General features: G+C 58.5%; 8 protein-coding genes. 6 read left to right on the forward strand and 2 right to left on the reverse strand.

The window, feature by feature from the left end; genetic code table 11:
* Positions 1-113: 113 nt before the first annotated feature.
* A complete protein-coding gene (locus tag CA51_RS22025; RefSeq protein WP_145123305.1) occupies positions 114-1106 on the reverse strand; it encodes an esterase/lipase family protein in 993 nt (330 codons plus the stop codon).
* Between the two features lie 135 nt (positions 1107-1241).
* Between CA51_RS22025 and CA51_RS22030 the strand changes: the two genes are divergently transcribed.
* The 6 genes from CA51_RS22030 to CA51_RS22055 all read left to right on the forward strand — a co-directional run bounded on the left by CA51_RS22030 (position 1242) and on the right by CA51_RS22055 (position 10716).
* Positions 1242-2006, forward strand: coding sequence for a hypothetical protein (locus CA51_RS22030; RefSeq protein WP_145123306.1), 765 nt, complete (start codon positions 1242-1244; stop codon positions 2004-2006).
* A gap of 121 nt (positions 2007-2127) precedes the next feature.
* Entirely contained in the window at positions 2128-3771 is a 1644-nt protein-coding gene (locus tag CA51_RS22035; protein WP_145123307.1) for a DUF262 domain-containing protein, read from the forward strand.
* Entirely contained in the window at positions 3771-4985 is a 1215-nt protein-coding gene (locus tag CA51_RS22040; protein WP_145123308.1) for a type II toxin-antitoxin system HipA family toxin, read from the forward strand. Before CA51_RS22035 ends, CA51_RS22040 begins: the two co-directional genes overlap by 1 nt.
* A gap of 206 nt (positions 4986-5191) precedes the next feature.
* The gene (locus CA51_RS22045; RefSeq protein WP_231746219.1) at positions 5192-6043 is read left to right on the forward strand and encodes a DUF58 domain-containing protein; all 852 of its coding nucleotides are present in this window, start codon (positions 5192-5194) and stop codon (positions 6041-6043) included.
* Entirely contained in the window at positions 6040-8022 is a 1983-nt protein-coding gene (locus CA51_RS22050; protein WP_145123309.1) for a vWA domain-containing protein, read from the forward strand. Before CA51_RS22045 ends, CA51_RS22050 begins: the two co-directional genes overlap by 4 nt.
* 285 nt (positions 8023-8307) lie before the next feature.
* Positions 8308-10716 (forward strand): hypothetical protein, encoded by a 2409-nt coding sequence (locus tag CA51_RS22055; RefSeq protein WP_145123310.1) that lies wholly within the window; start codon positions 8308-8310, stop codon positions 10714-10716.
* Here the strand turns inward: CA51_RS22055 and CA51_RS22060 are convergent.
* On the reverse strand, positions 10713-12479 hold the full coding sequence (locus CA51_RS22060; protein WP_231745830.1) for a BamA/OMP85 family outer membrane protein: 1767 nt from the start codon (positions 12477-12479) through the stop codon (positions 10713-10715). The two genes, CA51_RS22055 and CA51_RS22060, sit on opposite strands and share 4 nt — an antisense overlap.
* Positions 12480-12500 lie beyond the last annotated feature (21 nt).

Consider the following 12500-nt stretch of genomic DNA (forward strand, 5'->3'; position numbering starts at 1 on the left):
GCACTGCGGATTTACCGCGCGACGCACCTCCCCGAACTACGCTTCGCTCGTTCGACCCTCCGCTTCAAACTTCGTTTGGCGGAGGGTGAAGTGTCGCACTTCCCCCGCCCGGCTCAGGGCAGCGGGTTGCGTTGGCCGTCGTCCGCGAAGGCGCCGGTCTCTAGAAACCGTAGCGTCAACTCTTGGACGTCTTTGTCGTCCATCAAAAACGAATGCAACACCGGCACGATCACAAAGTCGTTCGCTCCCGAAAGCTTCGCCTCTTCAACGCTGACGATCAGATCGCTGTCACCATCGACTAAGGGATTGCGAAAACGTCCCATCTCAAACGCGCCAGCAATGATCCCGAACTCGCACGGCGGCGTCGCCAGATGTTGCTGCAGTTCGTCCCAATTGATCCCCAACTGCACGCCGCTGGTTCCGGTGATGATTTCGAACACCGTTGTCGACTGCAACCGCTTGGCGATCTGAGCGCCCTGATTCGGCGGCCCCTGCATCACAAATCGCCCCAGTCGATCCAAGACGCCCGCCGGATCGCCCTCGGTTTGCCAATCGCCGATCGCATGCCGAGCGACGATGTTCCCCATGCTGTGACCGACCAAATCGATCTGCGGTTGGCCGGGCAGGCTCTCGATCAGCCCTCGAAGCGCGCGAGCGTGCTGGCTGACCGGAGCGCGTGTGCTCGCATAGCCGAAGTGGATGACTGTCGCCGGCGTTTCCTTTTCGATCCGTTTTCCTAAGGAGGCAAACGAGCGATGGGTCCGCATCAGGCCGTGCAGACAAATGACGACTCGCTGCGGTGGCTCGGGCCAAGGACCGTCGCTAACGATCTCCGCCAACCGCGCGTCGCAGGCCTCTCGCGAACCGGAGAAGTGGCGAATGTTCGATGGATTCAGCAGGCGGCACTGATCGGTCAATTTGTTCTGCTGGATTCGCCAACCGTACCACCAACGCAGATCGGTCCAGAACTGGACGCCTCCCAAGGTCGGAAGCTTTAAATTCGCGACAAACCCTGCGGATTCAGGAACCGGTTCGTCGGCGTGATTGGTGGATTGGTTCATGATCGCGACCAGCAATATCAGCCAGATTGAGAACTTCGTACGCATTTCAGTCTCCTTGATATGGGATTCTCAATGAAGAGCCCATCCAAAGCGAGAGGGTTTGCTGGCCAAGATCTTTCGGTAGAATCCGAACAGCTCGATGATCTTTTCAAAGCCCCCACTGTCTCGCCGGAGTCCCCTATGAGCGAAGCCCCGTATCAATCCCAACCAGCCGATTCGTTTGACCCACCCAAGTCTTCGGGCAGCTGTTGGCTCTACGGTTGCCTCGGATCGATCGCCCTGCTGTCCATCTTAGTGGTCTGCGGCGGCGTGGGGACCTATTGGTTTGTAAACAATCAGATCCAGAAATACACCTCCGAAACCGCCGCCGATCTGCCCGTCGTCGAGATCGGCGAAGAGCGACTGGCCGAACTGGAATCGCGGGTCGACGGTTTCAAGACCGCGGTGGAAGCCGAATCGACGCCGCCCGAACTGATCCTGACCGCCGACGAGATCAACGCGATGATCGCCAAGCAGGATGACCTCCGCGGCCGCGTGTTCGTGAAAATCGCCGAGGGGCAAGTCGAAGGCGATGTCAGCATCCCGGTCGCCGGACGATTCTTTAACGGTTCGGCAACCTTCGATGTCAAGCTGGTCGACGGCATGCTGTTCGTCAACTTGAAAGCCGCCACGATCAAAGGCGAACCGGTTCCCGATATGGCGATCGAAGCGATCGGTAAAGAGAACTTGGCGAAAGAGCTGAACACAGATCCCGATATGGCAAAATTTATCAAGAGCTTGGACAGCGTCCGCATCGAAGGTGATAAGATCATCCTGTCGCCAAAGGTCGCCGAGGCGGACGTGGAGCCAGCACCCGACAACAATGACAACGCGACAGGCGAATCGGCTGGAACCGACGATAAATCGGCTCAAAGTCCCAGCGATTCAGACGCTAACTCCCAATAGCAAGCGGAGAAGGCGGCCAGAAACGCCACGTCCAATTTGAATCGATCGGCAGTGGATTCGGACATGCGTGCAACTGTTTTTCTACGCGAATTTTCACTAGCACTAGAGTCTCTTGACTTTCATGAATGATTCCACTGGCAATCGAAATTCCCCTCCGGGGCAACGCCTTCAGGCGCAGGGGTTCCGCGTCGAACAACTACTTGCCGATACCGCAACTGGCCGCGTGCGCGTGCCCAATTTTCAGCGTCCACTGCGGTGGCGTGCGCGGCATGTCATCGACTTTTTTGATTCCATTCGCCGTGGTTTCCCGGTTGGCAACCTTTTGCTCTCCCGAGATTACGCACCGGCTGGCGTCGTGAAATTTGGCCCAATTGAGTTCGATTCAGCCGAACAGCACAGTGCCTTGTGGGTTGTTGATGGACAGCAGCGGATCATGGCGTTAACAGCCACGCTACTGCGACGGGAAGTCATCCCACGGAGCGACTACTGGTCGATCTGGTACGACTTAGAACGAGAGGAGTTTCGTCAATTACTAAAGAAGGAGCCTCCTGCAGGCTGGCTCCCGCTAAATGTTATTGCCAACTCAGTCGACCTTTTGAAATGGATTCGGAATTGGCCGCTCGGCTTGGAACACGAAGATTTGGTAGATCGTGCACTGGAGCTTGGCAAGGCGGTACGAGAGTATGAGGTTCCAGCGTATATTGTCGAAGGAACCAGCGAGGAGCAATTGCGTCTGATCTTCACGCGAGTTAACACCGCTGGAGTCGACATGCGAGAGTCAGAGATTTTCGAAGCTTTGTACCGAACCGACGAAGAGCGTCCGATTCGATCGGCGGTCTCGCGGCTTTGCGATCTAGAATTTGGCTCACTGGACAAAGACCTTTTTCTGCGCTGCCTGCGAGCGGCATGCGGTACATCGGTCCGTGCATCCAGCGAATCACCGGATGAACTCCCCGACCATTCGATTGAACGCACCGAACGAGCGCTCCGCCGTGCTGTCGACGCCATTAAGCTATCCGCAGGAATTCCGCACTGGAAACTGCTGCCCTATCGCCTGCCATTGATCGTACTGACGGCTTTCTACGACCTCTATCCAGCCGAAGATTCCCGCATCGATCGACTCGTAGCCCATTGGATCTGGCGCGGTGCATTGACTGGCGATCACGAGAAAGTTTCCGATGCACGCGTCGATCGAATTGTGAAGCAGATACGCGAAGCGACGTCCGCGAGCCAAGCGATTATGGCGCTGCTTGCAGACCTCGCACCGTTGCAGAGCAATGATGCACTGCCAAACCATCCAAGGCACGAGCTTGATCAACCGCTATCGCTGGGACGCGCGACTGGCAAGATTTTCATCATCGCGATGCTCGCTGCGGGGCCGCGACAAATCGGAGCAACAAACCAGTCGATGCTTTGGGACGTCGATGAAGAACTAGACACACCTGCTGTTCCGACAGCGGGATCACCAGATCAGCCGAAGTTCTATTGGTCGATAACCAAGCAAGGAAATTTGGGGATCGACACAATCATCAAACTTCCGGGAATGAAGAAAAGGGACATCCTGTCAGCTCCCCCCGAAGTGCTGGATTCGTTCCTGCTAAACCTTGAGTTGATCGAACATCTGAATCATGACCGGATCGATCAATACCGTGAATGCAGGCGAATACTTCTCCTCGATTGGTTTTCGCATTTTGTCGTCGACCGTCTTGGAGACCGCGCTGATTTGCGGCCCAACATTCAATCGATCCTCGAGGCAAACGTCTGATGAGCGCGCTTGCAGTCAACATCAGCGACACGCGTGTCGGAATCCTTGAGCAATTTGAAGAAGAACGCCAGCGTTTCAGCTTTTGCGAGCAGTACGTAACTGCGTTACTGGAATCACGCCCCGTGTTGGGGCAGATTTTTGAAGACCGCTTTCCAAATTCAATCTCTGTCGATGGACCGATTTGTTGGTTTACACACCTGCTGCCTCAAGGTGCGATGTTGCGATGGCGTTCCGAGTTGCTGGGGATCGATCAGGATGACGTCTTTGAATTACTAAAGTACCTCGGCGGAGACCTGCCAGGTGCGGTAACGTTGACTCCCTGCGACTCGCAGTTGCGTCCTAAACAGACAGACCACCGCTCCCCAGCCCCCCCGAAAACGAAAGACGCGACACGTTTTCGTTTTTCATTGGCGGGGGCTCAGTGGAAGCTATCTGCTCGTGCTGCTGGACGAGGATTGACAACGCGGGCAACCTTCGACGGAACTGCGCTGATCGCAAAGTTCCATTCCCCCGAGTACCCAGGCTTGCCACGGTGCGAATTTGCCACGATGACTTGGGCCCAAGCCTCAGGACTCTTAACTCCCGCGTTCGCCCTGCGCAAGGTATCTGACTTCGACGAGATTCCCGAAGAAATGAACACTGGGGATGGGAATGTGTTTGTTATCGATCGATTTGATCGCACTTCAACGCGTAGAATTCACATTGAAGACTTTGGCCAAATCCTCGATCGACCGCCGGGGCACTCGCAATACCAGGGCACATACGAGGAACTTGGCAGCGTCATCCGTTGGATCGCCCCCGAGAGTGCCCACGAGTTCCTACGTTCAGTGGTTTTTCACGTGGTTGCGGGGAACGGAGATGCCCATCTGAAGAACTTTTCGGTGATCTATCCTGATGGCAGAAACGCGGCATTATCCCCGGCGTACGACGTCGTCTCGACCGTTCTCTATTTTCCTCCGAGCAAAAACAAATTGGCGCTTCAACTCGACGGCCAGGGGGAATTCAAATCTGTCACTCTGGGCAGCTTCTCCAGGCTGATCGATTGTCTGGGTATTGAACCGTCAATCGGAAGAGCAATAGTTTGTGACTTCGTTGATGCCGCGTTCGCGGCCTGGAACGATGTCAATGTTCAAAACAATTTTGATAGCGCTCAAGTCGAACGCCTTCAGGCCCACATCGATTCGTTGCCACTTTCCAAGCTGCGAGGCAGTTGAACGGGGCGGGCGACTGCGGGGCGGATAGATATCATGAGCATGGCCACAGCTTCGACTGTAAACTCGTTAAAACGATTTCTGATAAGATCCACCAAGCCAGCTAGATTTATTGCATCTAATTTCAAATCCTGTCGCTCGATTGGCGTCGGTTGGGAGAGTTTTGATTGAATACCACCGCAACCGCCACGCCTTTGTTATCGCCCGAGATGCTGGGGCGGTTGGAGCGGATGGAATTGGTCAGCCGCAAGGTCTTCCGCGGCCGGATGAAAGGGGAACGACGCAGTCGCCGCAAAGGGCAGAGCGTTGAATTCGCCGACTTCCGCAACTACGTCCCCGGTGACGACCTGCGGTTCATCGACTGGAACATGTACGCGCGGCTGGACAAGCTGTTCCTGAAACTGTTCCTGGAAGAGGAAGACCTGCATTTCTATGCGTTGATCGATGCCAGCGCGTCGATGAGCTTTGGCGATCCGACGAAACTACACGTCGCCAAACAACTTGCCGCCGCGCTCGGTTACGTCGGCATGTGCCGCGCCGACCGCGTCCGTGTCGCCGCACTGGGACCGCCCGGTGCCGCCGCGCCAACGCTGCGTGGCAAAGCCAGCCTGTGGAAGATGCTGAACTACTTGGATACCGTCCAACCGGTTCACAACGTTTCGCTGGCCGACGGCGTCAAAGATTTTGTGCTCCGCAATCCAGGGACCGGGATCGTTGTCCTGCTGACCGACCTGATGGACAAGCAGGGCTACGAAGCCGCATTGCGGATGTTGCTGGGCCGCCGAATGGATGTCTTTGTCGTCCACATCTTGGCTCCCGAAGAGATCGATCCGCCGCTGCAAGGCGATCTGAAGCTGATCGATGTCGAAGACGCTGACGAAGCCGAAGTGACCGTCAACGGCGCGTTGCTGCAACGCTACAAACAAACCGTCGACGCCTTCATCGATCAATCGCGGACCTTCTGCAGCCAACGCGACATGACCTATCTATTGACGCGGACCGACCAGAGCGTCGAAGAACTGGTCACCAAATATCTGCGACAGCGAGGCGTGGTGCGATGAACTTTTTGCCCGCGCTGCATGCATGGCAATGGGGTCTGTTGGGGCTGATCCCAATCGGCATCATCCTGCTCTATTTCCTGAAGCTACGTCGCCAACCGATCGAAGTCCCCAGCACCTACCTGTGGACCCGCACGATCGAAGACATGCACGTCAACAGCCTGCTGCAGCGGTTGCGGCGGAACCTCTTGCTGTTTCTGCAGCTGTTATTCATCGCGTTGGCGGCGCTGGCGCTGCTGCGGCCGGGTTGGCAAGCGAGCAGCCAGAGCGGCCGCCGGATGGTGCTGCTGTTGGATGCTTCGGCCAGCATGCAGTCGACCGATGTGAAACCTTCGCGTTTCGAACAGGCCAAGGAACTGTTGGCTCAACAGATCGACAACATGGACGGCAGCGATTCGGCGATGCTGATCGCGTTCAGCGATGAACCCGACGTATTGCAAGGCTTTACGTCCGACCGACGCCGGTTGCGCGATGCCTTGGATTTAGCGCAGCCGACCAATCGGACGACCAACATGCTCGATTCGCTGAAAGCCGCGGCGGGGCTGGCGAATCCAAACCGCACCAGCCAAGCAGCCGATGTGAACGACATCCAGGTCGCCGACGCGCTCCCGGCGACGCTGTACATCTACAGCGATGGACGGGTCGGTGCGATCAACGATTTCGACTTGGGCAACCTAACGCCCAAGTTCATCCCGATCGGATCGGGGAGCGCCAACAACATGGCGATCACCGCCTTTAGCGCCGAACGGAATCCCGAGGATCCGTCGCAGGTTCAAGCCTTTGCGACGATCGCCAACCTCGGGGCGCAGCCGCAAGCGGTCACGGCGACGCTAACGCGCGACGGCGAATTCCTCGATGCTTCGGCCGTCGAACTGGATCCCGGGGAAGAGGAGGGACTCTCGTTTGCGCTGCAGATCGATGACGACGCCGGCTTGAAACTGAGCCTCGACCAGACCGACGACTTGGCGATCGATAACGTCGCCTACACCGGACTCTCGCCGCTGCACAGCGTCGCCGTGTTGGTTGTCACGCCGGGAAACGAACCGCTGAAGACGGCGATGCAAACGCCTCGCGCATCGCGATTGGGGAGGCTAGAGTTTGTCGAACCTAGCTACCTCGAATCGGCGGAATACAAAAAAAGAGCGGCCGACGGCAGCGACGACTTGATCGTCTACGACCGCTGCGCGCCCGAGACGATGCCGCTGGCCAGCACTTGGTTTATCGGCAGCCTGCCGCCACAAGATTGGGAAGCGGGGGACCTGTCGTCGGCGGTGTTTGTGGTCGACGTCGATCGGACCCATCCGATCATGCGGTTCTTAGAATTGTTTGCGATCAAAATTGTCGAAGGGAAAACGCTGACCGGGCCGTCGGGAACGCAGACTCTGATGACCAGCGATTCGGGACCGATCCTGGCCTTGGCTTCGCGACGCGGTTACCAAGACCTGGTGCTCGGTTTTGAGATCGCTTCGCAAAGCGAGGATGGGGGCGAAGCTTACAACACCGACTGGCCGATCCAACGCAGCTGGCCAGTCTTCGTTTACAACGTCTTGCGATATTTGGGCGGAGCGATCGACACGACCGGCGCGCCGTCGTACCGCCCGGGGCAACCGATCACGCTGCGAACGGAAAACCGATTGACTGAAGTTGAATTACGATTGCCTTCGGGCGAGACCGAAACGCTGACCGCCGGTGTCGGTGGTCAGACTGGATTTTCGGATACCGAAGCGGTTGGGCTGTACCAGTTGTTCGCTGGCGATCGGCTGCTGCAGATGTTCACCATCAATTTGTTCGACGCTCAAGAGAGCAAGATCCCCGCGACCGAAACGATCGAGTTGGGGTACGAAACCGCCGAGACGATCGCTGGCGAGCAGAACCGCCGCAGCGAAGCGTGGCGTTGGATCTTGCTAGCCGCTCTGCTGCTGCTGGTCCTCGAATGGATCACCTACAGCCGCCGCGTCTGGGTCTCCCCCGCCCGCGGTTAGCGCAGCCGAAACTGCAGCCAGGAATGTTTGCGGTCACAACGTCCAACTGCACGAACTGATGGAACGACAGGACGATAGCGCGTCGCCACACTGCGGCAACGAAGCCCAAACGCCGCCAGCGGTTGTTGCGGGTGCCTGGACGGTGCTCTGGTTTTGACTTACCTTGAATCGTGACTTTACGAATCAACAGGACGGTCAAGCGAACCTGCCGTCGCGTCCCCGCAGGAACTCCCGTCGATGCAGTGCATCCAATCTATTGGACTTCTCCCGGCAGCTGTCCGCGCGTTGACTATCGCTGTAGTCCTCTCGGGCCTACTGCCTTCGATTGATGCCTCCGAATCGCTGACGCCACTGGGACGCGAGACGACCGATCGCCAAGGCGACCTGCAACGGCGGCTGCTGGAATCGGGACTGGCCGCGATCGCCGAACAGATCTGCCGCCAGAAACTGGCCGATGCCAAACCGGGATCCGACGAATCGGCGACTTGGACGATCCGATTAAGCAACGCGATGCTGCAACGCGGGATCGAACAACGACCGATCGATCCATCGACATGGAACCGTTCGTCGGAACTGTTAGACGGTTGGTTAGTCGGATATGAAACCAGCCGCCGCGCCGATTGGATCCGACTGGCCCGCGCGATGGTCGACTTTCGTCGCAGCCAGACCGCCACGCTCAGCGTGCTGGCTTCGCCCGAGAGCTCGCCATTGCGACAGGCAGCGTTGGCGGCGATCCGCGATTGCGAAGACCGGCTGACTCAGTTAGCCGATGCGCTGCAAGAGACGATCCCGCTGGCCGATTTGAAACGCGACGACCGCTTGGCCCCGGCGGCTGAGCTGCGCGTTGTACAGGGAACCGTCCAACGCCAATTGGTGCGAACCCTCTTGGCCCGAGCCGATCTCTATCCGCCCGACAGCGACGATGCCTTGGCGGCGGCGGCTGATGCGGCGGCGCAAGCCGAGACGCTGCTTCGCAAGACTCCCGCCGACGATCCGAGCTTTGGCGACGTCGTGCGGTTGTTGGCCGAATCGTGGCTGCGCGTCGGCGACACACACAAAGCGACTCTCGCCTTGCGGCCGCTGTTGCCGGCCAACGAATCGGAAGAGGGCGATCCGACGCCCTCGACAGCCACCGCTTCGATCTGGGATATCGTCCCCGAAACCGGAGCGATGCTGGTCCGGATCGCGATCGCCGAAGGCAAACGCAGCGAGGCTCAGCAGTGGCTGGACGCTTATTACTCGCCGAACGATTACACCAAGACCGTCCGCACCGCACCGCCAACGCTCGACCTGGCTCGGTTGGAGTTCTTGCTCTCCGGTAAAAATCCCGATGTCCAAGCGGCAGCCGACTGGGCCGAAGCGATCGAAGCGCGGCATGGTGCATTTTATGGACGGACGGCGAGTTTGCGGTTGATCGATCTCGGCGATTCGGACGCGGGAAGCGACCCGCGCGTGATGGCGACCGCGGCGGCGGCGATGCTGCGTCGCGGCGAGTTTGCGGCAGCGGCGGGTCAGTATGCGGAAGCCGCCAACCGCGAAGCGAAAAGCGGCGAGGCGGAATCCGCGTTCCAACATCGATTGCAGGCCGGAGCCGCCTATCGCAAAGCGGGCGACTTGGACGCGGCCAGCCAACAGCTAGCTCAAGCCGGCGAAGGACTGACCTCACATCGCTTGGCTCAGGCGGCTCATTTGCAAGCTGCGTTTTTGTTGGTCGAAGCGGGGTGGCCAGGAGATTCGCCACGACAGCGGCGATATCAAAAGCTGTTGGAAACCCAGTTGCGACTGTGGCCCGAGGGGGCTCAAACGCCGCAAGCCCGGCAGATGCTGAGCCAGCTGTTTGAGAACCGCCAGGCCTGGGCCGATGCCGCGAGGCTGTGGACTCTAGCGGCCGGCGATTCGACGCGCGCGGCCAGCCTGTGGCGGAAGGCGTTACGAACAGAGAAGGAACCGGATCAACAAGCAGACTTGCTACAGGAAGCGGTTGCTCAATTGCCAGCCGATGGCGAGCAAGCGTTATTGGTCGCGCTGTGGGGCGACCGGACGCGGCTGCTGAAGTTTGAATGGGATTCGCTCAACGAACAGCTTCGCCAAGCGGACTTTCCCGCAGCCGATAAGGCTCGCTTTGCGGCGGCGCTCGCTCAACTGCGACTTGGCAAAACGAGCACCCTCGACCTGGACTTCTTGTCAGCGAATCCCGACGAGCCGTGGCCGCTGGATCTGACCGAACGCTTGGGTCGAGACGCACAGCAGCATTCGGTCGATCGAAAACGCTTGGGGACGGTGATCGTTGCGGTCGCCGATCGCATCGCAAGGGAAACACGAACATTGCCCGATCAGTTGGCGATTCTCAAGGCGATGGTCGCCAGCGAGCAATCGAACCGGGCGATGGAAGTGATCGGGCAGTTCCCCGAACCACGATCGGGAAGCCTCGCTCGGGAGCTGGCTCAAATGCTGCTGCACAGCGACGTGCCGGATGATCGTCGGCAGGGGATTGAGCGGATGTTGCAGTACGGCCGCGGAATGAAGAAGGGGAGCGACGATTGGTTCGCCGTTCAGCTGGAAATTTGCCAGGCCTATCTGACCGTCAACGACTCGCAAGCCGCGGCGAAGCTGGCAAACTATCTGCTGTTAACGTCGCCGCCGAGCGATCCGCAGCAGCTGGCGCGGCTGCGGGAATTTGCTCAAGCGAATTAGCGTGAGAAGCCCATGAAGAAGCTGAAGACCTGGCGATCGTCGGTGTCGGCGTGGGCGACGGGGAAGGCAAAGTCGAAGGCCAGCGGAGCAGGTCCCAAGGCGGGCATGCTGACGCGGAAACCAAAACCGGGAGCGACGCGGAAGTTCTCGCGCTTGATCTCGATCTCGCGTTCGACCGTACCGTAATCGACAAACACGACGCCCTTGGTGGCATCATCGGCGGTCAATGGGAACTGGTATTCGACCGATCCCAACACGCTCAAACGACCACCGACCTGCACGTTGTCCGAACCGTTGGAGAGGACGGGGCTAGCACCGCGGAAATCGAAACCACGCATGGTGCTGTAACCACCGGCGAAGAAATTCTCGAAGATCGGCGTGTCAGCGCCGCTAAAGCCAACGCTATTGGTGACCGCAATCGTATGACGTCCCGAGTGATCGGCTCGCTCGCGAAGCAGGTAGTAGTTCCGCAGATCGGCTTGGATCCGCGAGTAGTCGTACGATCCAAAGGTTTGTTCAAACGTCACTTCAAACAGATGCCCTTCGGTCGGCGCGAACGGGATATCGCGGGTATCGTGCGACAAGCGGACGCTGCCCGAATAGAGTTCGTGGTCGCCGACGAATTGATCGACGTAAGGAATTCCAGGGACGCGAACATCGCCAAAGTCGACGTTTTCGGCGCGGATCGCTGTCGAGAGCGACAGTTCATTGGTAACGCGATAGCCCAGTTGGACACGGCCACCCAAACGCGATTCATCCCAGTCGCGGTACTGACGGTCGAACAAGAAGCCTTGCACCGAAAGACTCAGCGGCAGGTATCCAAACAGATACGGTTGGCCAAACGACATCATGTAACGCTGGAAATCGCTACCGGGAACAGCTTCCAAACGAAATGTTTGACCGGCACCTCGGAAGGCGTAACCGGAGAACAAGTCTTGGAAGCTGCGTGGGAATCGCAAGATGTCAAAGTTGCGTTCGTCCAACACGATCTGACCGGTCACACCGGCGTCGCTGTTGACGGCACCACCGACCATGAACCGACCGGTTCGGGCGGGCGTTACGAAGACGTCGACGGGAACGGTTCGCACGCGAGGCATCACCAACGGTGGCGGTTCGTTCGACAACGGATCGACAAAGTTCGGATTGATCGGTTCGATCGGCGCACCGATCATGCCGGGCTGCGGCGCAACGGGAGCTTGCCCAAACGTCTGCTGGTTCGGGACAACCGGTTGATTATTGTAGTTCTGATAGTTGGGCTGCGGTGCAGGCAGACCGTAGCTAGGCGCCGGCTGGACCGGCTCTTGATATCCACCGACACCGTTTTGAGCGACGCGTGGATCGGTCGCTTGCGTGCCATAAGCACCACCAACCCCGGCGGTCGCTTGAGGTTGTACCAAAGGGGGTTGGACGTTTTGGCCGCTGACGGGAACCGGACCACGGGTGAATCCGCCGCCGCCAGGAGATGGTGTTGGAGCGGTCGCGGCGACGCCTGGTGGCAACGCGTATCCGGGATCTTGACCGCGGATCGTAAACGATTCATCGGCCGCCATCGATTCATCGGCTGGCGTTTGATCGGATGCCGGCTGTGCGGCGGTTGGCGTGGGCGAGATACCGAGCTGGCCGAAGTCGACCGATTCGGGAGGTGTATTGTTGCCGGTGAGGTTTTGTTTTTGCAGCGTTTGTGCGCAACCGCCAAGCAGCAGGCAGGCCAAAAGGCACAGCCCGGTTGCGACATTCGATGGACCAGAAAGAGAACGATTCATAAATATGCCCGGTTTCGGTCC

The sequence above is a fragment of the Rosistilla oblonga genome, assembly GCF_007751715.1.
GTDB classification, from domain to species: domain Bacteria; phylum Planctomycetota; class Planctomycetia; order Pirellulales; family Pirellulaceae; genus Rosistilla; species Rosistilla oblonga.